General features: G+C 69.1%; 27 protein-coding genes, 1 tRNA gene and 1 pseudogene. 14 read left to right on the forward strand and 15 right to left on the reverse strand.

Annotated elements, in window-relative coordinates; all coding sequences use genetic code 11:
- Positions 1-413 precede the first annotated feature (413 nt).
- Complete coding sequence (locus EV655_RS02390) at positions 414-1,424, forward strand: murein L,D-transpeptidase catalytic domain family protein (RefSeq protein ID WP_243644963.1); 1,011 nt, start codon at positions 414-416, stop codon at positions 1,422-1,424.
- A 183-nt stretch (positions 1,425-1,607) separates the two neighbouring features.
- Positions 1,608-1,684: transfer RNA gene (locus EV655_RS02395), tRNA-Met, on the forward strand.
- Between the two features lie 364 nt (positions 1,685-2,048).
- Here the strand turns inward: EV655_RS02395 and EV655_RS02400 are convergent.
- Positions 2,049-2,516: pseudogene (locus EV655_RS02400) on the reverse strand (transposase); the annotation flags it as partial.
- Between EV655_RS02400 and EV655_RS02405 the strand changes: the two are divergent.
- Entirely contained in the window at positions 2,426-2,716 is a 291-nt protein-coding gene (locus EV655_RS02405) for a hypothetical protein (RefSeq protein ID WP_132541288.1), read from the forward strand. The pseudogene EV655_RS02400 and the gene EV655_RS02405 overlap by 91 nt on opposite strands.
- 78 nt (positions 2,717-2,794) lie before the next feature.
- On the opposite strand, the gene EV655_RS02410 is transcribed toward EV655_RS02405, so the two are convergent.
- The 4 genes from EV655_RS02410 to EV655_RS02425 form a co-directional block, all read right to left on the reverse strand.
- Positions 2,795-3,460, reverse strand: a complete 666-nt coding sequence (locus tag EV655_RS02410; RefSeq protein WP_132541291.1) for a L,D-transpeptidase — start codon at positions 3,458-3,460, stop codon at positions 2,795-2,797.
- 283 nt (positions 3,461-3,743) lie between these two features.
- Positions 3,744-5,315: a hypothetical protein gene (locus EV655_RS02415; RefSeq protein ID WP_132541294.1), complete on the reverse strand. Its 1,572-nt coding sequence runs from the start codon at positions 5,313-5,315 to the stop codon at positions 3,744-3,746.
- A gap of 45 nt (positions 5,316-5,360) precedes the next feature.
- A complete protein-coding gene (locus EV655_RS02420) occupies positions 5,361-6,080 on the reverse strand; it encodes a winged helix-turn-helix domain-containing protein (protein ID WP_132541297.1) in 720 nt (239 codons plus the stop codon).
- 10 nt (positions 6,081-6,090) lie between these two features.
- The gene (locus tag EV655_RS02425; RefSeq protein ID WP_132541300.1) at positions 6,091-6,384 is read right to left on the reverse strand and encodes a hypothetical protein; all 294 of its coding nucleotides are present in this window, start codon (positions 6,382-6,384) and stop codon (positions 6,091-6,093) included.
- 193 nt (positions 6,385-6,577) lie between these two features.
- Between EV655_RS02425 and EV655_RS02430 the strand changes: the two genes are divergently transcribed.
- From EV655_RS02430 to EV655_RS02445, 4 genes are all read left to right on the forward strand, one after another.
- The gene (locus tag EV655_RS02430) at positions 6,578-7,012 is read left to right on the forward strand and encodes a hypothetical protein (protein ID WP_132541303.1); all 435 of its coding nucleotides are present in this window, start codon (positions 6,578-6,580) and stop codon (positions 7,010-7,012) included.
- A gap of 120 nt (positions 7,013-7,132) precedes the next feature.
- Positions 7,133-7,771 carry a ribonuclease HII gene (locus tag EV655_RS02435; protein ID WP_132541306.1) on the forward strand — a complete coding sequence of 213 codons (639 nt, stop codon included), beginning with the start codon at positions 7,133-7,135 and terminating at the stop codon, positions 7,769-7,771.
- Positions 7,772-7,870: 99 nt separating this feature from the next.
- Positions 7,871-8,974 carry a site-specific DNA-methyltransferase gene (locus EV655_RS02440; RefSeq protein WP_132541309.1) on the forward strand — a complete coding sequence of 368 codons (1,104 nt, stop codon included), beginning with the start codon at positions 7,871-7,873 and terminating at the stop codon, positions 8,972-8,974.
- A 160-nt stretch (positions 8,975-9,134) separates the two neighbouring features.
- Positions 9,135-9,770: an NAD(P)-dependent oxidoreductase gene (locus tag EV655_RS02445; protein ID WP_132541311.1), complete on the forward strand. Its 636-nt coding sequence runs from the start codon at positions 9,135-9,137 to the stop codon at positions 9,768-9,770.
- A gap of 126 nt (positions 9,771-9,896) precedes the next feature.
- Here EV655_RS02445 and EV655_RS02450 read toward each other — a convergent pair whose 3' ends face one another.
- Positions 9,897-11,036, reverse strand: a complete 1,140-nt coding sequence (locus tag EV655_RS02450) for an alkane 1-monooxygenase (protein ID WP_132541314.1) — start codon at positions 11,034-11,036, stop codon at positions 9,897-9,899.
- 65 nt (positions 11,037-11,101) lie between these two features.
- Positions 11,102-12,163, reverse strand: a complete 1,062-nt coding sequence (gene mutY / locus EV655_RS02455; RefSeq protein ID WP_132541317.1) for an A/G-specific adenine glycosylase — start codon at positions 12,161-12,163, stop codon at positions 11,102-11,104.
- An 84-nt stretch (positions 12,164-12,247) separates the two neighbouring features.
- On the opposite strand from mutY, the gene EV655_RS02460 reads away from it, so the two are divergent.
- Genes EV655_RS02460 through EV655_RS02470 form a run of 3 tightly spaced genes read left to right on the forward strand, consistent with a single transcriptional unit; the run spans position 12,248 to position 14,571 of the window.
- A complete protein-coding gene (locus EV655_RS02460; RefSeq protein ID WP_243644964.1) occupies positions 12,248-12,766 on the forward strand; it encodes a DUF721 domain-containing protein in 519 nt (172 codons plus the stop codon).
- A gap of 13 nt (positions 12,767-12,779) precedes the next feature.
- Complete coding sequence (locus EV655_RS02465; protein WP_132541320.1) at positions 12,780-13,424, forward strand: thioredoxin domain-containing protein; 645 nt, start codon at positions 12,780-12,782, stop codon at positions 13,422-13,424.
- Positions 13,425-13,428: 4 nt separating this feature from the next.
- On the forward strand, positions 13,429-14,571 hold the full coding sequence (locus EV655_RS02470) for a CaiB/BaiF CoA transferase family protein (protein WP_132541323.1): 1,143 nt from the start codon (positions 13,429-13,431) through the stop codon (positions 14,569-14,571).
- Here EV655_RS02470 and lpxK read toward each other — a convergent pair.
- The 6 genes from lpxK to EV655_RS02500 form a co-directional block, all read right to left on the reverse strand.
- Positions 14,558-15,559 (reverse strand): tetraacyldisaccharide 4'-kinase, encoded by a 1,002-nt coding sequence (gene lpxK, locus EV655_RS02475; protein WP_132541326.1) that lies wholly within the window; start codon positions 15,557-15,559, stop codon positions 14,558-14,560. The two genes, EV655_RS02470 and lpxK, sit on opposite strands and share 14 nt — an antisense overlap.
- Positions 15,559-16,731 carry a 3-deoxy-D-manno-octulosonic acid transferase gene (locus EV655_RS02480; RefSeq protein ID WP_132541328.1) on the reverse strand — a complete coding sequence of 391 codons (1,173 nt, stop codon included), beginning with the start codon at positions 16,729-16,731 and terminating at the stop codon, positions 15,559-15,561. Before EV655_RS02480 ends, lpxK begins: the two co-directional genes overlap by 1 nt.
- 11 nt (positions 16,732-16,742) lie before the next feature.
- On the reverse strand, positions 16,743-16,988 hold the full coding sequence (locus tag EV655_RS02485) for a DUF4170 domain-containing protein (RefSeq protein ID WP_132541331.1): 246 nt from the start codon (positions 16,986-16,988) through the stop codon (positions 16,743-16,745).
- 77 nt (positions 16,989-17,065) lie between these two features.
- Complete coding sequence (locus tag EV655_RS02490) at positions 17,066-17,839, reverse strand: inositol monophosphatase family protein (protein ID WP_132541334.1); 774 nt, start codon at positions 17,837-17,839, stop codon at positions 17,066-17,068.
- Entirely contained in the window at positions 17,826-19,172 is a 1,347-nt protein-coding gene (locus EV655_RS02495; protein ID WP_132541337.1) for a TldD/PmbA family protein, read from the reverse strand. The genes EV655_RS02490 and EV655_RS02495 overlap by 14 nt, the downstream gene beginning before the upstream one ends.
- A gap of 78 nt (positions 19,173-19,250) precedes the next feature.
- Positions 19,251-20,765, reverse strand: coding sequence for a DUF2125 domain-containing protein (locus EV655_RS02500; protein ID WP_132541340.1), 1,515 nt, complete (start codon positions 20,763-20,765; stop codon positions 19,251-19,253).
- Between the two features lie 137 nt (positions 20,766-20,902).
- On the opposite strand from EV655_RS02500, the gene EV655_RS02505 reads away from it, so the two are divergent.
- Positions 20,903-21,658 (forward strand): SDR family oxidoreductase, encoded by a 756-nt coding sequence (locus EV655_RS02505; RefSeq protein WP_132541343.1) that lies wholly within the window; start codon positions 20,903-20,905, stop codon positions 21,656-21,658.
- Positions 21,655-22,287 carry an enoyl-CoA hydratase/isomerase family protein gene (locus EV655_RS02510; protein ID WP_243644965.1) on the forward strand — a complete coding sequence of 211 codons (633 nt, stop codon included), beginning with the start codon at positions 21,655-21,657 and terminating at the stop codon, positions 22,285-22,287. The genes EV655_RS02505 and EV655_RS02510 overlap by 4 nt, the downstream gene beginning before the upstream one ends.
- On the opposite strand, the gene EV655_RS02515 is transcribed toward EV655_RS02510, so the two are convergent.
- The gene (locus EV655_RS02515) at positions 22,284-22,883 is read right to left on the reverse strand and encodes a 2-hydroxychromene-2-carboxylate isomerase (protein WP_132541349.1); all 600 of its coding nucleotides are present in this window, start codon (positions 22,881-22,883) and stop codon (positions 22,284-22,286) included. The genes EV655_RS02510 and EV655_RS02515 overlap by 4 nt on opposite strands.
- A gap of 106 nt (positions 22,884-22,989) precedes the next feature.
- Between EV655_RS02515 and EV655_RS02520 the strand changes: the two genes are divergently transcribed.
- Positions 22,990-24,015 (forward strand): ribose-phosphate pyrophosphokinase, encoded by a 1,026-nt coding sequence (locus tag EV655_RS02520; protein ID WP_132541352.1) that lies wholly within the window; start codon positions 22,990-22,992, stop codon positions 24,013-24,015.
- A gap of 1 nt (position 24,016) precedes the next feature.
- On the opposite strand, the gene EV655_RS02525 is transcribed toward EV655_RS02520, so the two are convergent.
- Entirely contained in the window at positions 24,017-24,703 is a 687-nt protein-coding gene (locus EV655_RS02525; protein ID WP_132541355.1) for a hypothetical protein, read from the reverse strand.
- 247 nt (positions 24,704-24,950) lie between these two features.
- Here EV655_RS02525 and pncA point away from each other — a divergent pair, with 247 nt between their 5' ends.
- Positions 24,951-25,559 carry a bifunctional nicotinamidase/pyrazinamidase gene (pncA, locus tag EV655_RS02530; protein WP_132541357.1) on the forward strand — a complete coding sequence of 203 codons (609 nt, stop codon included), beginning with the start codon at positions 24,951-24,953 and terminating at the stop codon, positions 25,557-25,559.

Raw genomic sequence — 25,559 nt, forward strand, 5'->3', positions numbered from 1 at the left:
CACCGCATGGTTTCGCCGGATGCCCGGCTTCGCGGGCGAAGCGAATGGCACCTCTGACGGGCCGCGCTGCGGCATATCGATGTCGAGGCCAGGTCCGCTCCGCTCGGTGGCGCCCAAGTGCGCCGGTCGCTACCTCTGCGCATTGCGGCCTCTCGTGCCGGGTGCCGCGAAAGCGCGCGTCCCGCCTTCGCCCACAGGGGCGCCCAAAAAGCAGGCGGAGCGCGAGTATGGCGTCCGCTCCGGGCCCGCCGCTATCCCGGCGCATGCTCCAGAGTGTAGAGGCCATGCGGAGCGGTCCCTGACGACTTGCCTGATACCGCTGGTGACATCGGGTGTGCAGCCTCGGCCATTGACCGTCCTCAGTGGCTTGGTAGCCTGCAACGAGGTGAACTCGTGCCATTCTTGTGCCGAGCATGATCAGCCGGGAGAAGCCCACCTTGCTGTTGAATTCGCTGCGTCTCTTCATGGCCATCCTTCTCGGTGTCGCCTTGTCCGGTTCGCACCCGACCCGGGCGGCCGCGCAAGCCTCGGACACTCCGGCCTGGCTGCAAGACCATGTCGGCGTGGCCGAGGGCCAGATCGCCCCGGTGGTCCTGGCGCGGGCACGTGCGCTTTATCGGCATAAGACCGGCCTGGGCGCGATCAGGAACCCCTGTTACATGGCGATGGATGCGACGCGCCCGAGCACGGCGCGCGACGGCACGCCGGGCGGCCGGTTCTACATCATCTGCGAGGCGCGGAAATCGTTCCGCGCCGTGTCCTCGGGCCATGGCAACGGGCGGAACCTGCCGCGCGCGGATTTCTCGAACGGCCGGCAATGCGCGAAGCACTTCAGCAACGCGGAGGGATCGAAGCTGACCGCGGGCGGGTCCTATGTGACGGCCGAAACACGGACCTCCTTCAAGGGATATTTCCAGGACGCGGGCCGGAGGAGCCCGTTCTATCGCACCTTCCTGCTTTTTGACGGGGAAGGCGAGACGGACAACGCGAGGGAGCGGGCCATCGGCGGGCATCCGGCCGTGTTCCTGAAATGGCAGTGCCGCTTCAGGAACCCCGAGAGCCCCCATGCCGACGCGGAAGGGTATGTCCCCTATGGAGACCTGGTGAACTACACCGGCGGGCGCAGCAACGGCTGCACGACCTGGTCGCCATCCGCGTCCGATGAGATTCTCGCGCTGGTGGAGGGCAACCCGACGACGCTCTACATCTATCCCGAGTCCCGCGACATCGACGCCGTCTCGGACGCGGTGAAGGCCGGGAAATCCGTGTCGCGTGCCGGGCTCTACTGGGACATGGCATGCCTGGAGGCAATCGGCTCTCCCAGATTCTGGCCAAAGAGCACCCTCCGGCCAATCATCGATGAATGGCGGCGGTCCCTGCCGGCACAGCCGCCGCTGCAGTTGCCGATCTGCGATCGAGGGTGACTTGGGCGATGTGTGGGCAGGCGGTGTCGCTTCGAGCGTCTGCCCGGTCCGTGGCCAAACCCGGACTGCAAGGAGCTTTGGGGCAGCCCCTCCCTCTCATGGAGAGGCGGTCGATCGCACGCCGCCCCGCCCAGTTTCCCCTTGACGCGTTCACCTTCGTCCCGTACCTAGCGCCTCGCTCTTGGCGGAGTAGCTCAGTTGGTTAGAGCAGCGGAATCATAATCCGCGTGTCGGGGGTTCGAGTCCCTCCTCCGCTACCATCAAAACCCGACACTTCGGGTTGTCTCCCAGAATAGCCCCAAGAAAGCATTCGACGACGACGTCGAGCCCGGTTTCGGTCGGTGTCACGACCACGGCGCTGACGAGTTCGCGGATGATGCAGACAGCGTCCGGATCGGCGGTGTGGAACCGGCCGGCAAGGTCGGCGAGCGCAACCACATAGCGCTCCACCGAGGCCGGGTGTGTAGCGCGGCGGCAGCTTTTGCACGGTAGCGTTGCAGCTTTTGCACGAAAATTTCGCCGTTCCGTCAGGATCTTGCATTGGAAGGGCGTTTCTGACGCGATGCCCCGCCGGCACAGTCGGGGACTCACACGACCATACGAAGCTGGGCTTCCGGTGACCTAGATGGCGCGGATCTCCAGCGTCTGTTCATCGACGCCGATGTGGATCTTGCGCCACAGACGGCGTTTCGCGCCGCCATGCTTGCGGGCGTGCCACTCGCCTTCGCCCTCCGCCTTGATGCCGGTGCTGTCGATCAGAAGGTTCAGCGGCCCCTGCGAGCCCCGGTAGGGAGTACTCACAGCCAGGGATTTCTGGCGCCGGCTCAGCGTGCTGAAATCCGGCACCGCCCAGTCGAGGCCGACCAGCCGTAGAAGGCTTTCGACGAACCCCGTCGTCTGCCGGAGGGCCATGTGTAGGGGGGTCTTGCAAGACCCGGCGCAAGGTGCAAACACGGTACCTGCAAGTTCGATGAGATAGTCTGACGGGCGGGAAAGCGAAGATGCATGTGCGGACCATCCTGTTGCCGGCGGTCGTTCTGACCCTCGGCGCCTGCAACGCGTCGGTCGAGGGGGCCCGAACCAGTTCGGGGTTCATCGAGCGATTGCCGGACGCCGTCGTGGCCGCCGCAGCCCCCTACCAGGACTTGCGGCATGTGCGCCTGCTGCCGGAGGACGGATGCTACTGGTACCGGCACGAGGGGCCCGTCGAGACAACCCTGTTGCCGCTTCGGACCGCCGAAGGCAGACCGATATGCACGCGCGCGCAGCGCAGGCCCGTGGCGGGGGGCTGATCCGGCTGCGGGCCTCCTGCGGCGGGCGGCGCCCGGGCCCCGCGGGGGATGTCGTGACCCCGGCCGGCCGCCCCGGCGTCAGCTTCGTGCGGTAACGCTTTCCTCGGCCGGGTAGAGATGCGCGGTCACCCCGGTATCGACCCGGTCGTAAAGCCCGTTGATATGGGCCATCACCATCCGCACGCAGCCGGAACTTGCCCGCATGCCGACCGACCGCGGGAACGGCGTGCCATGAATCCGCAGATAGGTGTCGCGGTTGCCGACATAGAGATAGAGCGCCCGCGAACCCAGTGCGTTCATCGGCCCGGGGGGCATGCCGCCGGCGAACTGTGCGTAGGTCTCGGGCTCGCGGCGGATCATGTTCTGGGTCGGCGTCCAGCTGGGCCACTTGGCCTTGCGCCCGACGGTGAACCGGCCAGGCGCGTAAAGCCCGCCACGCCCGATGGCAACGCCGTAACGCATGGCGGTGCCGTCACCCTGGATATGGTAGAGATATCGCGCGATCGCATCGACATGGATATCGCCCGCGCGGAGCCCGTCCCTTGCCTCGACCCGGACCGGCAGGAAACGCGGATGCAGCCCCCAGGGGTTCGACCTTGCCGGATCAAAGTCCGGCGGGGTCACCTCGGCATCCCAGGCCGCCCATCGATCTGACGTCGAGGAAGGCGCCGCCGACACCGGTGCAACGATCGCCGAAGAGAACAGCGCGGTGGTCGTCAGGATGAAATGGCGTCTGGTCAGCATGGTGCCTCTCTTTGTGTGAACCGCAAGGTCAACCCCCGGCCTGCCCATTCGATTTCAAGGGAACGATACCGCGATGGTCCGATCAAGCCCGAATTTTGGGGCCCGGGCCCAGGCCGTCCCCAGGCCGTCCCGAGGATGCCGCCAGAGCGGGTGCGCCGCGTGACGGTCGCGGACCAACCCGGAACCGCGCAAACCGTACACGCTGTTCGCACGGTGAACGCTGGCGCCGCGCCCGTTGACCAGACGCTGCACATCGTGTGACCTGCCCCCGGCACAACGCGGGTCAACCGTCGAACCGCAGTTGCGGACGCTCGGGGGCCGTGCGGTCAATGCGATAGCGCGGCTCGGCCGGGTTGCCCATCTCGCGAAAGGACACGAAACGCTCGCGTCCGTCCGCCCAGCGGCGATTCCAGCCCAGCGGCGTGCCGTCCAGGTCATAGCGCGCCTCGTCGGTCCAGGGCGCGGTCCAGTGCAGGACCGGGTCGAAATAGGCACCCCGCGCCGCCGCATCGTAGTCGATCGACACGAGACGGGGCGCACCGCCGGATTCGGCGGCCGCATAGCGGCGCACCTGGTGGGCCGGGAACGCGATCGAGACAAGGGCCGGGGCACTGTCATGGACGCCGTTGTGGGCAAAGACGCCGATATCGACCCGCGCGTGGCGTCTCGTCGCATAGTCCTCGCCACCGCCCGGCGCGGGTTCGCTGAACGGGTCGTGCCAGGCAACGGTGATCCGCGCGCTTCGCCCCTCGGAGTCCAGGGGCTCGATCTGCACGCGCGCCGGATCGCCCTTGAGCAGCCGCCATTCGAAACGCAGCGGCCGGGCGTTCGGGTCGGCCGTGTCCGCAGCAGTGACGACCATTTCGCGGTCCCAGTCGAAGCTACGCCAGATCCGCGCGATGGCCGAGGGCGTGTCGAACAGGCGTTCATCCAGCCCGGCAAGCCCCGCCGCCGGGCGAAAGCCGTCCTCGACCACCTTGAGACGCACCATCGGCGGAATGGCGTCTGCGCGCAGATCCGCGGCCTGGGCCACCATGCGCCCGATCCGGATCTGCGCGGGCTCGAACGCGACCGGATGTGCGCGGCCCGACAGATAATCCTCGCGCGTGGAAACCGTGGCCAGGTTGCGCCGCAGGATCATCTGGAGGGTGGGCGCGACAAGCCCGGCCTCGCGCAGCGCCGCAAAGGTGTCGGCCGGAAACGCCGCCAGCGTCATCGCGAGCGCCACCAGGAACCGCCGGTCCGACCCGGACGATCCCTGGCTGGTGATCGTGTAGGGCCAGTTCGCCGGAAACAGATCCTCTGAATCATGGTCGCGATGTTCGGGATAGACGTAAAGCGCGTTGGTTTCGTACAGCCGGGGCGTGATCGCCTGCCCCATGCGGCTGGTCATGGCCAGCCGCACCTGGCTGCGCGGTATCGGGCCGTTGGTGATCGCGGTCGACGAATTGCCGAACACCACCGCCGGCAGCAGGATGCGGCCGGCAAGCCCGTAGTCCTGTTCCTCCGACACCAGAGCGGGGCCATAAACCAGGCGCGACAGCCGCGGGAAAAGGCCTGGATCCAGCGTGGAATGGCCGCGGTCGCGGTTGTCGTAGAGGATGCCAGAAAAGCCGTTGATCCCGCCCCTGCCCGCGAGGTGGCGCAGCAGCCGCGCGCCATCCTGCGTGTTGGCCTCGCCCACGATCGGCACATTGCGATCCTCGGCGGGCAGCACGAGGTCCGGGGCGATCCGCGCCCCGGACCCGGTCTCGACAAGATCGGCGGAGCTCAGCGTGACCTCGCCCGCCACCGCGGGCGTCGGCAGGGAAACCGGCACGAGGATCAGCCAGATCAGACAAAGCAGGGCGCGCATGCCCGGATCATGCGCCAGCAACGGCCCACGCGTCCAGCACGGGCGTCAGGTCATCCGGATCACATCCTTGTCGATCGCCAGCATGTAGCCGCGCCGCGCAACGTTCTTGATCAGCAGCTCGCTGACCATCTGGTTGCCCAGCGCGTCGCGCAGCCGCTTGATCCGCGTGGCGCCGGCGGCCTCGTCGCACTCGTCGGGGCGGCGGCCCGAGATCGTCGCCTCGATCTCGGCGCCCGACAGCATGTCGTCGTCCATCCGCGCCTCGGCCAGCACCGACAGCGTCTCGATCGCGGCCCCGGTCAGCCGGAACGCCATGCCGTTCAGGATCACGGTGTTCTCGGGCCGGTTGATCGTGAGCGAAGACACCCGGATGCCCGCCCGCTCGATCTCGGACATCCGGCGGTTCAGGGTAATGATCGTCACCAGGAACACCAGCGCCGCGATCAGCAGCGCGGTGGAAAACACCAGCAGCACGAAGATCACCATCCGGTAGGACGCCAGCACGTCGGAAAAGGCGGTACCCGACTGGGCGAGGATCTCCAGCAGCTTGATCTCGGCACCCGCCCTCAGGTCGTCGTTCTGAACGAAGATCCGTTCCACCCGGGCGTTGAAGGCGTTGGCGTCGGGCAGGTTGACGAACAACAACACCGCGGCTGCCGACAGGATCGCGACGATCGCGGCCATGCCCGCGATAACAACGCGGCCCGCCTGCAGCGGCCGCGCCTCGGCCCCGTGGGCTGCGACGGTTTCGGGGGCGGGGCGCATCGGAAAGACCTCAGTAGCGCAGGAAGAACGACCCGGCGCTGGCCTGGCGTTCGGCCAGCCCGTCGGCGCCGAAGATCGACATCACGTTCAGCAACTGCCAGCCGTCCCGGCCGATCCGCCGGTCGATCTCGCGCGCCGCGTCGCCCCGGCCGCCGCAGGCCGCGGCAGGCAGTTCGATCACGCCATAGTGCAGCCGCAGCGGGTCGTCCCGCTTGGCCTTGTAATCGGCATAGCACTGGGCCGAGGCGGCCCCGGCGAACGTGACGGCGGCCAGGACGGCCGCAAGGAGGAAACGCGGTTTCATGGCCGCGAGCATGGGCCAGCGGGCGCGGCTATTCAATATCGCCGATGCCCCGGGGCGCGGGCGGCGGCTGTTATCCGATAGCGGCCGGGCGTTATTGCCTGTCGGGCGGGCATGGCGGGACGGTGGACCCATCGCTTCGATACGGGCGGGGCGATGCCGTCCCCGCCCCCCGCATCAGGAAAGGACCATGACCATGACCCGCCGACTCATCGCCCCGCTTCTCGCCGCCGCCCTTGCGCTGACGCCGATGGCTGCCGCCCCCGCCCGCGCCGATGGCGAGGACATCGCCAAGGCGCTGCTGGGCGCGGTCGTGCTGTACGGGATTGCGGAAGGGCTCGACTCGAGGGATCGGAAGGACAACCGCCGCGTCGAGCAGCGCCACGATGACCGCCGCGGCTGGCAGGACGCCCATCGCGGCCGCACGATCCCCGCGCAATGCATCCGCACGGTCCAGTCGCGCAACGGCACGCGCCAGTTCGTCCCCGAGGCATGCCTGCGCCGCGAGGGCGTCCGCCGCCTGCCCGACCATTGCGCGGTGTCGATCTCGGGCCCGCGGCGGGAACGCGACGTCTACGGCCTGCGCTGTCTGCAGCAGTCGGGCTTCCGGGTCGAGGGCCGGCGCCGCTAGCGGCACCGGCGAGCAGAGGGCGGGCGCCCGGGCAAGGCGGCCCGCCCGGTGGGCGGAGGGCGACCGGCCCTCCGCCCTTTCCGCTTGCGGCCGGGCCGCGTTTGGCGCTTGTCTGGCCACATGCCGACCCAAACCCCCGACTTCATGCTGGAAACCGAGGCGCTGGCTGCGGGCGCGGCCTGGATCGTCGGCGTCGACGAGGTGGGACGCGGGCCGCTGGCCGGGCCGGTGACGGCCGCGGCGGTGCGGCTGGACCCCGCCGCGATCCCGCCCGGACTGAACGATTCCAAGCGGCTGACGCCCGCCCGCCGCGCCGCGCTGGCCGAGACGCTGATGGACTGCGCGCAGGTGTCGGTCGGCCATGCGAGCGTTCAGGAAATCGACACGATGAACATCCTGCGCGCCAGCCACCTGGCGATGTGCCGCGCCATCGCCGGGCTGCCCCGGTCGCCCGACCTGGCGCTGGTCGACGGCAACCTTTTGCCACGGGACCTGCCCTGCCCGGGCCGCGTCGTGGTCAAGGGTGACGCGCGCTGCCTGTCGATCGCCGCGGCCTCGATCGTGGCCAAGGTCACCCGCGACGCGATCATGGTGGAGCTTGCGCAACACTTTCCCGGCTATGGCTGGGAGCGCAATGCCGGCTATGGCACCAGGGCGCATCTGGACGCGCTCCGAGATATTGGGGTCAGCCCACACCATAGACGTTCCTTCGCACCGGTGCACAATATCTTGTATCAAGATAAAACTGTAAGTGGCTGATTCAAAAAAGAAATTGACGCCGAATCGCCTTTGACTCAGATTGAGAGGCGACAGAACGACGTCCGCAAACGGACGCGGCATCAGAGGCAGTGACACGAAATGACAAAGGCGAAGGGGGCGGATACGCTCCCGCTCAACCGGATTTTGCCCGGCGACTGCATCGAGGTGATGAATGGCCTGCCCGAGGCCAGCGTCGACCTGATCTTTGCCGACCCGCCCTACAACCTTCAACTGCGCGGCGAGCTGCACCGCCCCGACAATTCGAAGGTCGACGCGGTCAACGACCACTGGGACCAGTTCGATGGTTTCGCCGCCTATGACCGGTTCACCCGCGACTGGCTGGCCGCCGCGCGCCGCGTTCTGAAACCCCACGGCGCGATCTGGGTGATCGGCAGCTATCACAACATCTTCCGGCTCGGCGCCGAGTTGCAGAACCAGGGCTATTGGCTGCTGAACGACGTGGTCTGGCGCAAGTCGAACCCGATGCCGAACTTCAAGGGCAAGCGGCTGACCAATGCGCACGAGACGCTGATCTGGGCCTCGCGGTCCGAGGGCGCGAAATACACCTTCAACTACGAGGCGCTGAAATCGCTGAACGAGGGCGTGCAGATGCGCAGCGACTGGGTGCTGCCGATCTGCACCGGCCATGAACGGCTGAAGGACGACAACGGCGACAAGGCGCATCCGACGCAGAAACCGGAATCGCTCCTGCACCGGGTTCTGGTGGCCACGACCAACCCGGGCGACGTGGTGCTGGACCCGTTCTTCGGCACCGGCACCACCGGCGCGGTGGCCAAGATGCTGGGCCGCGACTTCATCGGGATCGAGCGCGAGGAAAGCTATCGCAAGGTGGCCGAGGCACGGCTGGCCCGCGTGCGGAAATACGACCGCGAGGCGCTGATGGTCTCGGCGTCGAAACGCGCCGAACCGCGGGTGCCGTTCGGGCAACTGGTCGAACGCGGCATGCTGCGCCCGGGCGAGGTGCTGGTCTCGCCGCGCGGCAAGACCGCCAAGGTGCGCGCCGACGGAACATTGGTGGGCGATGCCATGACCGGGTCGATCCACCAGGTGGGCGCGGCACTGGAAGGCGCGCCCTCCTGCAACGGCTGGACCTATTGGCATTTCCGCCGCGAGGGCAAGATGGTGCCCATCGACTTCCTGCGCCAGCAGATCCGCGCCGAGATGAACGGTCGCCCCCACTAGGTTTCCAGGGTTTACCGCCTGTGCCAGCGGTCCCCAGCCGCCGGCACACCTCGCCCCGCCAGCCCTTGGCGGGGCCTTTTTCGGTTTCGGGCCCCGGAATGTGCGCCCCACCTCGGAATCCCGGAAATCGTACCTACCTTCAGGGAAATGGAGGTGACACATGCGAATACTTGTGATCGGAGCGAGCCGGGGCATCGGTCTGGAGACCGTGCGCCATGCCCTGCAACACGGCCACCACGTCCGCGCCTTCGCGCGCAGCGCCGAGCAGATCGGCATCGAGGACGACAAGCTTGAAAAGATCAACGGCGACGCGTGCAACGCCGCGGACGTGGCGGCCGCGCTGAAAGGCGTCGACGCAGTGATCGTGACGCTTGGCCTGCCCAAGACAATGCAGGGCCTCGGCCGCACCACGCTGTTCTCGGACGCGACAAGGGTGCTGTTGCCGGCGATGGCGGCGGCGGGGGTGAAACGGTTGCTGGCCGTCACGGGCTTTGGCGCGGGCGACAGCAAGGCCAGGATGAGCACGGTCGAGAAGATCCCGTTCAAGGCACTTCTGGGCCGGGCCTATGCCGACAAGGACGTGCAGGAGGATCTGATCCGCGAGTCCGATCTCGACTGGACGATCGCGCGGCCGGGCATCCTGATGAACCGCCCGGCCAGCCATTCCTACGAGGTCCTGGTCGAACCCGACACCTGGCGCAACGGCCTGATCTCGCGCGGGGATGTCGCGCATTTCCTCGTGCATGCGGCCCAGGAAGGGACCTATGTCGGCAAGGCGCCAGTGCTGATCCGCTAGGGCAGGCGCACGGCCCCTTCTGCGGGGCGGGGCCCAGGCCGATGGGGCGGGGGGCGCTGCCCCCCGACCCCCCCGGAATATTTCAGCCAAGAAGAAGCACAGGCGCGTGCGGGCGGTATCCTCGGTTCAACTGCCCGCAGGCCAGGGCAGGCTGGCCTCGCGGTAAGGTGTCCAGTCCCGGACACCTGGATAGTATTTCCGCCGCCAGGCGCGGACCCTGGGGTTCATCCGGCGGCGCCAGAGCGGCGGGATCATCGCAAGCGCCGTCATCGCCGGATAGCCCAGCGGCAACTGGGGCGCCTTGTCCTCGGCATAGGTCTGCAGCAGCGGAAAGCGCCGCTGCGGTTTGAAATGGTGGTCGGAATGGCGTTGCAGATTGATCAGCAGCCAGTTCGACGCGGTATGCGCGGCGTTCCAGCTGTGATGCGGCTGGACATGTTCGTATTTTCCGTCACCGAGGTAGCGGCGGGTCAGGCCGTAATGTTCGACATAGTTGGTCAGCTCCAGTTGCCAGATGGCGATGAACGCCTGCCAGGCAAGCAGCCCGAGCCCGGCCAGCCCGCCGATCCAGAGCGCAAGCGCGGCCATCGCCAGTTGCAGCGCCCCATAGCGCCAGAACGGGTTCGAGCGGTGCCAGACGGGGCGGCCGGCGCGGGCCAGCATCAGCCGTTCGGCGCGCCACGCCGAGGGCAAGCCGGTGCGGAGCACCCGCCAGAAATAGCGGTGGAACCCCTCGTTGTAGCGCGCGGTCACGCCATCGCGCGGGGTACCGACATGAGGGTGGTGAACCAGCAGGTGTTCGGTCCGGAAATGGCTGTAGAGCACGCTTGCCAGCAGCAGATCGCCCAGCCAGCGTTCCAGTCGCGTGCGCTGGTGCAAAAGTTCATGGGCATAGACGATGCCGACCGTCCCCGAGATCACGCCGACACCGAAGAAAAGCGCGACGGTCTCTGAGGGTGACAGGTGGTCGGTGTGGGTGACCCACCATAGCAGGCCGAAGATCGTGGCGAACTGGATGGGGAACCAGATCAGCGTGATCAGGCGGTGCCAGAACAGATCGGACTCTGGCGTGTCGGGGTCGGGGTTCGTCTCGTTCAGGCCCAGCACCGCGTCCAGCACCGTGACCGACAGCCAGCCGTACAGCGGCAGCAGGATCAGCGTCCAGCCGCCGAAGGCCGCGCCGATCAGCGCGAGCGGGATCATGCCCAGCGACATCCAGAACGGCAGCGCGGAGCGCAGGCGGAAATGGGGAGCTGTCTCGGTCATCCGTATCGTCCCATGGTTGCGCGCGCCCGTTCCGGGGCCTGTATAGCGCGAAGGGCCGGGATGGCTCAATCGCTGGCGAAACCGCCGCGGGCCAGGTCGAAGGCCTTGCGCATGACGGTCGGCAGGTCGGAGGGGCGGAAATCGTGCCGGTCCACGAACGCGCCCCGCGCGGGCGCGCAGTCGGCGGGCAGGTCGGCGACCCAGAGCGCCAGGCGCAGGTGGAAATGGGTGAAGGTGTGGCGCACCTCAGCCCCCAGCGGGCGCCAGTCGGCCACGGCAGGGGGCGCTGAAACAGGCTCTGTTTCGGCCCAATCCGTGCCCGGCCAGCCCAGCATGCCGCCGAGCAAACCGCGATCGGGACGCCGTTCCAGAAGCCAGGCGCCATCTGTGCGGCGGCCCAGATAGGCCAGGCCCAACCGCGTGGGTTTCACCCCCTTGGGGAGCTTGCGGGGCAGGTCCGCCGCGATGCCCCGGGCCCGGCCCGCGCAGGCCGCCATGACCGGGCATATGCCGCAGGCCGGGCTGCGCGGGGTGCAGATCGTCGCGCCGAGATCCATGACCGCCTGGGCGTGGCAACCTGGCCGTTCGGCCGGCGTCAGCCGGGCGGCCAGCGCGGTGAGGTCGGGCTTGGCTGTGGGCAGGGGCGTTTCCACCGCGAAGAGCCGGGCCATGACCCGCTCGACATTGCCGTCGACCACGGTTTCGGGCCGGTCGAAGGCGATGGCGGCGATGGCGGCAGCCGTGTAGGGGCCGATTCCGGGCAACGCCAGCAGCCCCTCGCGCGTGTCCGGAAAGCGCCCGCCATGGTCGCGGGCCACCGCGCGGGCGCATTTCAGCAGGTTCCGCGCGCGGGCGTAATAGCCAAGCCCCGCCCATTCACCCATCACCTGCGCATCCTCGGCCGCGGCCAGCGCGGTGACATCCGGCCAGCGCGCGGTGAAGCGGTGGAAATAGTCGCGCACAGCCGCCACCGTGGTCTGTTGCAGCATCACCTCGGACAGCCAGACCGCATAGGGGTCGGGCCGGACACCCGAAACGCGCGCCGCCGGCCCGATCCGCCAGGGCAGGTCGCGCGCGTGGACGTCGTACCAGTCCAGCAGGTTCCGGCTCACCTCTGCGTCACGCAATCTTTATTTTCCCGCCCCGGTCATTTGTCTGGCTGCCCGCCGTCCTGCCGCTTAAGCTAGCTGCAGGCAAGGCAAAGGACAGGCATGGCCGGACCCTCCGACACCCAGACGCGCCGCATGCGCGGGTTCGAGCGCACCGCGTCGCTGCTGAGCACGCGCATCCGCAAGGTGGGCGAGAAGCGCGGCTTTGCGGTCGCGCGCGTGCTGACCCACTGGACCGAGATCGTGGGCGAGGACATCGCGCGCATCTGCCGCCCCGTCGACGTGAAATATGGCCGCGAGGGGTTCGGCGCGACGTTGACGGTCCTGACCAGCGGCGCCAACGCGCCCCTGCTGGAGATGCAGAAAGAGACGATCCGCGCGAAGGTGAACGCCTGCTACGGCTATTCCGCGATCGCCCGCATCCGCCTGACCCAGACCGCCCCCACCGGGTTCGCCGAGGGTCAGGCAGAGTTCGCCCCCGCCCCGAAGGCAGCCCCGCGCGCGCCCGAACCAGCCGTCCTTGACCGCGCCTCGGAGCTTTCGGGCGAGGTGCAGGACACCGGGTTGCGCGCCGCCCTTGAAGCCCTGGGCCGAAACGTCCTATCCCGCCCCAAACCCTAGGGAGACCTGTCCGATGTTCCGCACTCTGTCGCTTTCGCTTGGCCTGACCGCGCTTGCCGCGCTTGGCGGGCTCTGGATCACCGCCGCGCCGTCGCTGGGCCCGATTTCCGCCGCGCAGGCGCAGGAGGTCGCGCAGGTCGCCCCCTTCACCCTTGGCGACCCCGGCGCGCCGATCAAGCTGGAGGAATTCGCCTCGTTCACCTGCGGCCATTGCGGGACGTTCCATGACGAGGTCTTCAAGAAGCTCAAGGCCGAGTATATCGACACCGGCAAGGTGCATTTCACCTATCACGAGGTCTATTGGGACCCCTACGCGATCTGGGCCGGGTTGCTGGCGCGTTGCGGCGGCGAGACGCGGTTCTTCGGGATCGTCTCGATGCTGTATGAGAAGCAGCGGGACTGGATCGACCCCAAGGATCCCCAGAAGACTGCTGGAAACCTGCGGCAGATCGGGCGCACCGCGGGGCTGGCCGACGACCAGATGGAAGCCTGCCTGAGCGATGCGGCGCTGGCCACCGCGCTGCGCGATCACTCGGCCGAGACGACGGCGAAGGCGGGCGTGACGGGCACGCCCGCGCTGGTGATCGACGGGCAGCTCTACAAGAACATGCGCTATCGCGATCTCAAGAAGATCCTCGACGAGAAACTTGCCGGCTGATCCCATGGCCGCCCCGCTTGCGGGCCTTCGGGTCGTCGAACTGGCGCGCATCCTGGCCGGCCCCTGGGCGGGTCAGGTTCTCGCCGATCTGGGCGCCGAGATCATCAAGGTCGAGTCGCCCGAGGGCGACGACACGCGCCGCTGGGGCCCGCCCTTCGTGGACCGCGACGGAACGCGCGAGGCGGCCTATTTCCACGCCTGCAACCGGGGCAAGCAGTCGATCGCCTGCGACTTCCGCGACCCCGAGGGGCAGGCGCTGGTGCGCGACCTCGTGGCCGGGGCGGACGTGGTGATCGAGAACTTCAAGGTGGGCGGGCTGGCCAAGTACGGGCTCGACTATGCGTCTCTGTCCCGGCTCAATCCGCGGCTGATCTACTGTTCGATCACCGGCTTCGGGCAGACCGGGCCCTATGCCCACCGGGCGGGCTATGACTATATCATCCAAGGCATGTCCGGGCTGATGTCGATCACCGGGGAACCGGACGGCCAGCCGCAGAAGGTGGGGGTGGCGGTCACTGACATCTTCACCGGGGTCTATGCCGCCACCGCGATTCTGGCGGCGCTGCACCAGCGGCAGGCGACGGGCCGGGGTCAGCAGATCGACATGGCCTTGCTGGACGTGGCGACGGCGATCACCGCGAACCAGGCGATGAACTACCTGACCACGGGGCAGGCGCCGCAGCGGATGGGCAACGCCCACCCGAACCTTGCCCCCTACCAGGTGTTCGACTGCGCCGACGGGTTTATCATCATCGCGGTCGGCAATGACGGGCAGTTCGCCCGGCTTTGCGGCCTGTTGGGCCTGGCGGATCTGGCGGGCGATCCGCGCTTTGCCACCAATGCCGACCGCGTCACGCACCGCGCCGCACTGACCGGCCGGCTGGGCGCGGCGATCAGCGGTTTCGCCAAGGCCGACCTTCTGGCCGCCTGCGAGGCTCAGGGCGTGCCCGCCGGGCCGATCAACAACATGGCCGAGGTCTTTGCCGACCCGCAGATCGTCCACCGCGAGATGGTGGTGGACCGCGACGGCGTGCCCGGCGTCCGCACGCCGATCCGCTTTTCCGACGCCGGGCTTTCGCTTGACCATGCCGCGCCCCGGCTTGACGAACACGGGGCGGCGATCCGTGAAAGGCTCAGCCGCCGGTAAGCCCCAGCCGGTCGAAAGCAGTCTCTATTTCGGTCCAATCGTCGATTTCCAGGCGCACGGGCAGGGTCAGCACCTGTCGCCGGAAGGACGGCGGAAGGCGCACCGCGTCCTTTTCGGTGGTGACCATCTGCGCGCCAAGCAGCCTTGCCTCGTTTTCCAGCCGGGCCATCAAGGCAGGCGTCAGCGGCTGGTGATCCTCCAGCGCCTCGCCCCGCAGCAGGCGCGCGCCCAGCCCCTCGAGCGTGGCAAAGAACTTCTCGGGGTGGCCGATCCCGGCGAAGGCCAGCACCGGCATCCCGGCCCAGTCCATGCCCGTCTCAAGCGGCCGGAGCGCACCGGTCAGCCGCGGCAGGTTCAGACCCTCCCCCCAGGTTGACTCGAAATGCCGCTGCGCCGGCCCCGGGCCGATCGACAGCAGCAGATCGGCCCGGGCAAGGCCCACCGCCGCGGGTTCGCGCAGGGGGCCGGCCGGGATCACCCGGCCATTGCCGAATCCCCTGGCGGCATCCACCACCACGATGGCCAGATCCTTGGCCAGCGACGGGTTCTGAAAGCCGTCATCCATCAGGATCGCCTGCGCCCCGGCGGCCACCGCCGCGCGCGCGCCTGCCGCCCGGTCCCGCGCAATCCAGGTCGGCGCAAAGGCCGCCAGCAAAAGTGGTTCGTCACCCACATCCGCGGCGGAATGGCGGCGCTCCTCGACCCGGACCGGCCCCTCGATCCGCCCGCCATGGCCGCGGCTGACGACATGGACCGCCACCCCCCGCGCCATCAGCCGCAGCGCCAGCGCGATCACCGTGGGTGTCTTGCCGGTGCCGCCCGCATTGATGTTGCCGACGCAGATCACCGGCACGCCGACGCGGGCGGGCGTGACGCGGGCCAGCCGCCGCGCCGTGCCGCGGGCATAGATCGCGGCCAGCGGCGCCAGCGCGCGGGCGGCGATTCCCGGCCGGTCGGGCGGGTCGAACCAGAAGCCGGGCGCGCGCATCAGCCCGCCTCCGCCAGATCCAGCGCCTCCAGCATGCGCCGCACGACGCGCTCGGTGGCAGTGCTGCCCTCGGTCGAGACAGCCCAGGCGGCGCTGGCCAACTCGGCGGCGCGATCGGGCGACAGAAGGTCGGCAACCGCCTCGGCAAGTTCGTGCTCGTCGCGGGCCAGTTGCGCGGCCCCGGCGGCGGCAAGCTGGCGGTAATGCGCGGGATGCCCCCCGGTAGCGGGCCCATGGATGATCGCAGAGCCCAGCGCCGCCGCGTGGTAAGGGTCAGGGCCCCCGTCCGCCGCAAACGTGCCGCCGACAAAGGTGACCGGCGCAAGCCGCAGCCAGAGCCCCAGTTCGCCCTCGGTATCGGCGACGTAGATCTGGGTTTCCGTTTCCGGCTCCTCGTCCTCCGAGCGCAGGGTGACGGCCCAGCCCTCGTCCCTCAGCCGCCGGGCCAGCGCCGGCCCCCGGGCGGGATCGTCCGGGGCAAGCAACAGCAAAAGCCGGTGGGCCTGCCGGATGGCAGCCGAATGGGCGGCGACCACGACCGGCTCTTCGGCGCGACGGGTGCAGGCCGCAAGCCAGGCCGGTCGCCCCCCCATCAGCCGGGCCAGCGCCTCGCGCTCGGCCTCGCTGCAGCGCAGCACCGCGCTGCCCTCGGACAGCGGGCCGCAAGGGCTGAGCTGTACCTGGGACACGCCCATCGCCTTCATCTGGTCGGCACAGGCCCGGCTCTGGGCAAAGACCCGGTCAAAGCGGCGCAACACGCGGCGCGTCGGATTGGTGCCAAGGCGCCAGCGGGTGCGCCAGCTTTCGGGCAGCTCGCGCGCGATCAGGAACAGGATGGTGCGGCGGCCATGGGCCTGGGTCGCCACGGTCATCGGCAGGGTCTCGGGGTAGAAGATGGCGATGGTGGGCTGCCAGGCCGCGAGGAAGTCGGTCACCTGCCGGCCGGTCTCGCGCGGTGCGGCGGCAAGGTGCAGACCGGGCAGCCGACCGAGCCCCCCGGTCCAGTCGGGCGCTGCCCCGGTGTCGGTCACCAGGAACCCAAGGCCGGCGCGCTCGGCATGCAGCGCGCGGATCAGTTCGGCGGCTGCGGCCCGTTCCAGCGGCGGCGGCGCGTGCAGCCAGACCACCGGGCCCTGGGGTCGTGCGCCCTGCTCTGCCGCGTCCCTTGCCATGTGCGTCCCGCTCAGGCCCCGAGTTCCTCGGTCGGCCCGGCCTCGGACTCCTCGTCGCGGAGGCGATGGATATGGGCAATGAAGTAGCGCATGTGGGCATTGTCGACGGTGCGCTGGGCCTCGGCCTTCCAGGCTTCGTGGGCGCTGGCGTAGTCGGGGAACATGCCGACGATGTGGATGTTGTCCACGTCACGGAACACCGTCCGGCCGGGGTCGACCAACTCGCCACCGAACACGAGGTGCAGGCGTTGGGTCATCGTCATGCCTCCGGGTATCGCTTGCAATCGGGCGCCACCCTAGACCAAGCCCGGGCGCCGCGAAAGGGCAACGGGCGTCAGGCAAGCCGCGCCATCACCTCGTCATGAATCGGTGCGGGCGCGGCGATGATCCCGGCCGAGACCGGGCTTTCGGTGTTGAAGACCAGCGGCGCGCCGCGCCGGTCGGTCACCCGCGCGCCCGCCTCGGTGGCGATCAGGCTGCCCGCCGCGGTGTCCCAGTCCCAGCTGTCCCGCAGCGTCAGCATCGCGTCGAACCGCCCCTCGGCCACCAGGCACAACCGGTAGGCGAGCGAGGCGCGCAGCGACCGGCGCAGCCGGGGCGGCGGCCCGGACCAGTGGCACGGATCAAGCGCGGGCCGCGCGGTCAACACCGCCGCGCCGTCCAGCCGGGCGCGCCCGCTGGCCCGGATCGGCTGGCCGTTCAGCGTGGCCCCGCCCCCCAGGGTCGCGGCGTACATCTCGCCGCGGATCGGCAGGAACACAACGGCGGCGGCCACCCGCCCGGCATCGGCCACCGCAAGCGCATGGGCGAAGGTGGGGTCCCCCGCGATGAAGGCGCGGGTACCATCGAGCGGGTCCACCACAAAGAGGCGCCGGGCATCCAGACGCGCAGGCGTATCCTCGGTTTCCTCGGACAGCCACGCATAGCCGGGGCGGGCCGCGGTCAGCCGCTCGCGCAGCATGGCGTCGATTTCCAGGTCGGCCTCGGTCACCGGGCCCTGGTGGCCGGGCTTGTCCCAGGTCTTCAGCGTGCGTTTCCAGTGGCGTTCGGCGATCCGGCCGGCGGCCTCTGCCGCCTCGGTCAACAGCGCAAGGTCAGTCGCCGGCAAGCGTCAGCCCCTCGACCAGCAGGCTGGGCACACGGTGCGACTTGTGATCCCGGGCGTCGTTCGCGGGCAGGATCCGGCGCAGCATGTCGGGCAGTTGCCCCGCGATGGTACATTCGTTGACCGGATAGACGATCCGGCCGTTCTCGACCCAGAATCCCGCGGCACCGCGGGAATAGTCGCCCGTGGTCGGGTTGATCGTGCTGCCGATCATCGAGGTGACCAGAAGCCCGGTGCCCATCTCGGCGATCAAATCCTCGCGCGAGCGCGTGCCCGGCGTCAGCGTGACATTCCCCGCCGAGGGCGAGGGCGGCGAGGACACGCCGCGCGCGGCATTCGCGGTGCTGTCCATCCCCAGCTTGCGCGCGGTGCCGAGGTCCAGCACCCAGCCCGCCAGCACGCCGTTTTCGACCAGCGCGCGGCGCGCGGTCGCCAGCCCCTCGCCGTCGAAGGGGCGCGAGCCCGGGATTCGCGGCCGGTGCGGCTCGGCGACCAGCGAAAGCCCGTCGGGCAACACCGCCTCACCCATCAGGCCGCGCGCCCAGGACGCGCCGCGCACGATGGCAGTGCCGTTGATCGCCGACAGCAGGTGCCCGATCAGCGAGGCCGCCACCCTTTCGTCGTACAGCACCGGGTAGGCGCCGGTTTTCGGCCGGCGCGGGGCAGCCCGTTCGGCGGTGCGTTCGCCCGCGATGCGGCCGATCTCTTCGGGGGACGGCAGATCGGCCTGGAAGACGCGCGATTCATGGCACCAGTCGCGCTCCATCCCCGTCCCTTCGCCGCAGATCGCGACACAGGAGGTGGTACGGCTGGTCCGCGCGTAGCCGCCCGCGAATCCATTGGTTGCGGCGAGATAGAGCCTTTGCCGGTTATAGCCCGCCCCCGCCGACTCGATCTGCGTGATGCCGGAAACGGCGCGCGCGGTCGCCTCGGCGCGGCGGGCATCCTCTTCCAGCGCCGCGGGGTCAGGCTCGGGCGCGGGATCGGCAAGTTCCAGCGCGGCGATATCCGCGTGTTGCGCAAGCTGGCCCGGATCGGCCAGCCCCACGGTCGGATCCTCGGGCGCCTCGCGCGCCATGGCAACGGCACGGGCGGCCATCTCGGCGAGCGTGCTGTCACGCGTGTCCGAGGACGAGACACAGGCCTGCCGCCGCCCGATCAGAACCCGCAACCCGATTTCCGTGCTTTCGGCGCGCTCGGCCTGTTCCAGCCGCCCGCCGCGCACGTCGATCGACAGGGATGCCTCGCCCACGGCCAGCGCGTCGGCCGCGTCGGCGCCCGCCTTCAGCGCGGCGTCAAGCAGCGCCTCGGTCAATCTCTGCAAGCTGTCGGGCATGGGGACTCCGGCTGTGGACCAGCAATGAGGTAGGCCGCGGGCACCGCGCGCGCAAGTCCGCGCAGTGCCCCGGGGCCGTCAGCGCAGCCGCTGCCCGTTCGCCAGAACCTGGCCGTCCGGGGTGACCTCGATCTGCGAGGTCATGGTGTCGGCCTCGCCGGTGGGCCGGGCGAACATGCCCAGCATCATCCGCATGCCGGTCGCCTGGTCCTGCGGGATCAGACCCATCGCCACCAGCCGGTCCAGCAGGGTGTTCGCGCCCTCCAGCTTCAGCGCCAGCCCGCCCGTGGGTTTCGGGACGCCGTCAAAGGTGATCTTGTCGGAATTGTCGAAGACGAATGCGCCGTTGCCGGTCAGTTCGGCGCCCGCAAGGCTCAGTTGCAGATCCTTGACGTTCAACTCGTGCAACTCTGCGGGCGGCGCGTTGGCGGTCGCGGCCGCCATGGCATCGGGATTGGTGATGTCCACCAGCCAGCGTGCCTTGCCGGCAAGGTCGATCACCAGATTCGCCGGATCGCGCGGCAACTGGCCCGCGGGGTCGAGCATCGCCCAGATGCCATCGCTGACAGTCAGCCCCCTGGTGCGCGTCAGCAGTTCGAAATCGGCGGGGTCCTCGGTCTCGACCATCGGCAGATTCAGCCGGAAGGCGCTGTCGGCAAAGGCAAGGTCGATCTGGGGCAGCGGCAGGGCCGGGCCGCTCATCGTGATCTGCCCGGGGCCCGAGCGGACGTCATAGACCATCGCGTCCTCGCCCAGCGCGATGTCGATCGCGCCCGACTCAAAGCTCGCGGCAACGTCCGTGCTGCCCGAAAGGTCCGCTACCGTCATCGCATAGGCAAAGCCCTGGTGGGTCACGCGCCCCTCGGATGCGAATCCGGCCGCCAGCATCTGGCCAAGCCGGGTCGTGTCCATGCCGGGCGGCGTCACCGCCTCCGAGCGGCCCGCAAGGTCGGTGACCTCGCCCGCATAGCGTATGCTGACGCTGTCCTCGGGCACGTTCACGGCAACGTCAAAACGCGCACCGGCGGCGGCGATCTCGCCGGTCAGCCGGGTCGTCTCGCCCCCGGTCAGGCTGTAGCGGCCGGTCATGCCGGTGATTCCGGTCACCGCCTCGGCGTCGACCGGCTTGCCGTCCACCTCGGCCCGGTCCAGCGTCATCGTCACGTCATCGGCCGACAGATCGTAGGTGATCGCCTCGGGCGACCCGCTGGCAACCATCGACAGGCCGTCCTGCGCAACCGACATTTCGGCCAGCAACGGCTTGCCCCCGGCGGGGCGCATGTCCAGCGTGATCCCAAAGCTGGCGGGCATCACGATCTCCACCGACCCGTCGCCGCGTTCCCGGAACGCGATCTCCCCGCTCTGCGAGACCGTCGCGCTGTTGTCCGGCGTCTGCGCCGTGGCGACAAGGCCGCTGACGGTCAGCGTGTCGCCCTCCCGGCGCGCGGTGCCCGTGACGGTCTGGCCATAGCCCGCGGCCGCGGCCTGCCACGAGGACCAGACCTCTTCGGCGGTGAGGTCGGCCCGGGCCGGAGCGGCGACGGCCAGCGCGGCAAGAATGGCCCCGGCAGAGGCCGAAATGCGCAGCAGCATGTGTTCCCTTTCATGGCAGGATGCCTGGGCGCAGCTTCGGCCCAAGGCCGGGGGGAGTCAACGCCACGTTGCACTGGCCTGCCCCGGTCGGCTGGGCTAGGAAAAGGACGTCGAGACGCCAGAGTGGAGGGGGTGACATGGGTGAGTTGACCGGCAAGAGCGTTCTGATCACGGGGGCAAGCCGCGGCATCGGCGCGGCGGCGGCGCGGGCCTTTGCCGAGGCGGGCGCGCATGTGGCGCTGGCCGCCCGCAACGAGGCCGCAATCGGGTCGATCGCGCGGGAAATCGGCGGCAAGGCGATCGCGCTGCCTTGTGATGTGGCCGAATTCGCGCAGGTCGCCGACGCGGTGCGCGCCGCGGTCAAGGCGTTCGGCCAGCTTGACGTTCTGGTGAACAACGCCGCCGTGATCGAACCCATCGCGCGGTTGCAGGACGCCGACCCGGCCGACTGGGCCAAGGCGCTGGACATCAACCTCAAGGGCGTGTTCCACGGCTTTCGCGCGGCGATGCCGGTGATGGCGGCCATGGGCGGCGGCACGATCCTGACCATCAGCTCGGGCGCGGCCCACAACCCGATGGAGGGCTGGAGCGCCTATTGCACCTCGAAGGCGGGGGCCGCGATGCTGACCCGCTGCGCCGACCTGGAAGGCCGGGCGCAGGGCATCCGGGCGCTGGGCCTGTCGCCCGGCACGGTGGCGACCGACATGCAGAAGGCCGTCCGCGAGAGCGGCGTGAACCCGGTCAGCCGGCTGGACTGGTCCGAGCATATCCCGCCAGCATGGCCCGCCCGTGCGCTGCTCTGGATGTGCACGGCCGATGCCGACGAGTTCCTGGGCCAGGAGGTGTCGCTGCGCGAACGCGCCATCCGCCGCCGCGTGGGTCTGCCATCGTGATCGCGCTGGACAAGGCGGGCGCGCGGTGGACCGTGACCCTGAACCGGCCCGACAAGGCGAATTCGCTGAGCCGGGCGATGCTGGGCGATCTGGACGATATCCTGGCCGATGCCGCGGGGGCGGGGATCGCGGCGCTGGTGATCACCGGGGCGGGCAAGGTGTTCAGCGCGGGCGCCGATCTGGACGAGGCGCGCGCGGGGCTGGCCACCGATCCGGTCTGGGAAAGCGTCTCGGGCCGGATTGCGTCGCTGGACGCGCTGACGGTGGCGGCGCTGAATGGCACGCTGGCGGGCGGCGCCTTCGGGATGGCGCTGGCCTGCGACCTGCGGCTGGCCGTCCCGGGGGCCCGGTTCTTCTATCCGGTGATGAAGCTGGGCTTTCTGCCGCAGCCGTCCGACCCGGGGCGGCTGGTGGCGCTGGTGGGACCGGCGCGGGCCAAGCTGATCCTGATGGGTGGCGCGCGGCTGGATGCCGAGGACGCGCTGGCCTTCGGGTTGGTCGACCGGCTGGTGCCGCCCGAGGATCTGCGGGACGCGGCGGACGCGCTGGTGGCCGATGCCTTGACCGCGGCACCGGCGCACCGGACCGCGATCAAGGCGCTGTGCGAGGGGCGCGTCGCCCCGCGCTAGAGCCTGCCCGACAGGTGCAGGTCCAGATCCTCCAGCCGGTCCTGCCCCCAGAACCGTTCGTCGCCGTTGGTGATATAGAACGGTGCGCCGAAAACACCGCGCGCGGCGGCCTCTTCCAGGGTCGCCGCATAGGTTTCGGCCCCCGCCAGCAGCCCCTTGTCGGCAAGTGCCGGATCGAACCCCGCCGCAGCCAGGCAGTCGCGGATCACCGCGTCCTCGGCCACGTCCCGGTCCTCGGCCCAGCAGGCGCGCATCAGCCCGTGCACCAACGCGCCCAGATCGCCGCCGCCGACCTTTTGCGCGGCGATGATCGCATAGGAGGCGGGTGCGGGATTGGCCGGGAAATGCGCGGGCTTCAGCACCACGGGCATACCCCGCCTGGCCGCCTGGCGGCGGATTTCCTGCAGCCGGTAGGCCTGGCGACATTCCGGCCGCTCGCTGGGCGGCACGCCGCCCGTGCGCCCGAACAGCGCGATCACATCCAGCGGCTTGTAGGTGATCGTGGCACCGTGCCGTGCCGCGATCTCTTCCAGCCTTGTGCCTGCAAGGTAGGAAAACGGCGAGATCACCGAAAAGAAATAGTCGATATGGGCCATCCTGCCGCCTCCGAACGCCACGAGGTTTTCAAGACCGTAGCCGGGTGGTAAGCGCTGTCAACGTCACGTGCCCGTCACGAATCCGCTGCCCCCGAGGATCCTCCTAATGCACAACACCCACGAACCGAAGCTGATTTCGGGCAACGCGAACCGCCCGCTTGCCACCGCCATCGCGCGGCGGATGTCGATGCACCGGGGGATGAATGTCAGCCTCGTGGATGCGCGGGTCGAACGGTTCAACGACCAGGAGATCTTCGTCGAGGTCTACGAGAACGTGCGCGGCGAGGACATGTTCATCATCCAGCCCACGTCGAACCCGGCGAACGACAACCTGATGGAACTGATGATCATGGCCGACGCGCTGCGCCGGTCCAGCGCCGCACGTATCACCGCCGTGATCCCCTATTTCGGCTATGCCCGCCAGGATCGCCGCACCAAGGCGCGCACGCCGATCAGCGCCAAGCTGGTGGCGAACCTGCTGACCGAGGCCGGGATCGAGCGGATCCTGACGATGGACCTGCATGCGGCGCAGATCCAGGGCTTCTTCGACATCCCCGTCGACAACCTGTACGCCTCGCCGATCTTTGCGCTGGACATCGCGCACCAGTTCAACGGGCTTTGCGACCGGATCACCGTGGTCTCGCCCGACGTCGGCGGGGTGACGCGGGCGCGGGAACTGGCCCAGCGGATCGGCGCCGGGCTTGCCATCGTCGACAAGCGCCGCTCGCGACCCGGCGAGGTGGCCGAGATGACCGTGATCGGCGAGGTCGAAGGCCAGATCTGCTTTATCGTCGACGACCTGTGCGACACGGCGGGGACGCTTTGCAAGGCGGCCGACAAGCTGATCGAGGGCGGCGCCGAGGAGGTCCACGCCTATATCAGCCACGGTGTCTTCTCGGGCCCGGCGGTGGAACGCATCACCGGTTCACGCCTGAAATCGGTGGTGGTGACGGATTCGATCCAGCCGACCAAGGCGGTAGAGGACTGCCCGAACATCCGCATCGTGCCGACGGCCCCGCTGTTCGCGCAGGCGATCATGAACATCTGGCAGGGCACCTCTGTCTCGTCGCTGTTCGAGCACGAGACCCTGGCCCCGATCTACGAGGGGCTCTACGGGTCGAACGGCCGCTAGGTCACGCCGTTGCCAGCGCCTCGAGACGGGCATGGGCCGAAACGCCCCTGGTTTCCAGCGTTACGTCATGCAGGAACCGGCCCAGCGCGAGGCTGCTGATATGCATGCGCTGTTCGGTGAAACTGGCGTCGAACAGCATGTCGCGGATCAACTGCCGCTCGTCCTCGTCAAGGTCGAGCACCTGGGGTTCGGGCATGTCGGTCTGCACCGAGACGATGGTCAGGGGCGCGATCCGCGCCAGCGCCGACTGTTCGATCACCAGGTGCAGCGCACCCGCCTTCAGCCCGCGCTTGGCCGCGATCCGCGTCAGGATCTCGCGGCCGCGCGCCTTGGCGATATCGGCGCCCCGCTCGGCCTCTTCCTCGGGCATCAGGCGCTGGCGCCGCTCCTTGTTGTCGACGGACAGCAGCCGCGTCTCGACCAGATAGACCATCAGGAACATCAGCGCCGGTGCCTGGCCGATCGGCAGGGCAAGGTCGGGAAACAGCAGGATCAGGATCGGGAACGGGCTGAGCGCGGCGAGGTAGCGCAGAAAAGACACCTCCATGAACATCCGCCAGTAGATCGAACTGCCCATCGACCCCGGTGCGAGGATCGAGAAGCCATGCCCGATCAGCGCCCGCGGCACCTTGCGGATCTTGGTGGTCGCGCGGCTGGACACGGTCGAGGGCGTGACGACGTGGAGCATGGACGGGGCCTCTGCGCTCTTCAACTGGAACAACTCTAGCCCTGCCGCCCGCGCCGTCCAGTCCGGCACCGATCGGCCCGGGAATCGACGCCGGAGCCCCGGGCTGTTAAGCTCTTGGCGCAGCGGCCCGGCCGGATGCAGCGGGGCCCGGCCGGACGCGCGCGCCGGGGTGCGGCAAGAGCGGGGCATTGACCTGAGGGGGGCAGCCCCTTAACCCCAAGGACCGACAGCGACCGGAGGACGGCCCATGCGACCCGCCAACGAAGCCCTGATCGTGATCGACGTGCAGAACGATTTCTGCACCGGGGGCGCGCTTGCCGTGCCCGGTGGCGAACAGATCGTGCCCCAGATCAACGCCCTGCTGGACGAGTTCCAGACCCGCGTCCTGACCCAGGACTGGCACCCGGCCGACCACGCGTCCTTTGCCGTCAACCATCCGGGCAAGCAGCCCCACGAGGTGATCGAGATGCCCTACGGGCCGCAGATCCTGTGGCCGGCCCATTGCGTGCAGGGCACCAGGGGCGCCGAATTCCACCCCGATCTCGACATCGCGAAGGCCGACCACATCGTGCAGAAGGGCTTTCGCCCCGAGATCGACAGCTATTCCGCCTTTTTCGAGAACGACCACGAAACGCCCACCGGGCTTGACGACTATCTTTCGGCCAGGGGGATCGACCACCTGACGATGGTCGGCCTCGCCACCGATTTCTGCGTGCTCTACTCGGCACTCGACGCGGCGCGGCTGGGCTATGCGGTCACGGTGATCGAGGGCGCCTGCCGCGGGATCGACCTGCACGGCTCGCTGGAAGATGCGCGCCAGGCGATGCTGGATGCGAATATCGTGCTGGAGCCCTGA

Source organism: Rhodovulum euryhalinum (assembly GCF_004342445.1).
GTDB classification, from domain to species: domain Bacteria; phylum Pseudomonadota; class Alphaproteobacteria; order Rhodobacterales; family Rhodobacteraceae; genus Rhodovulum; species Rhodovulum euryhalinum.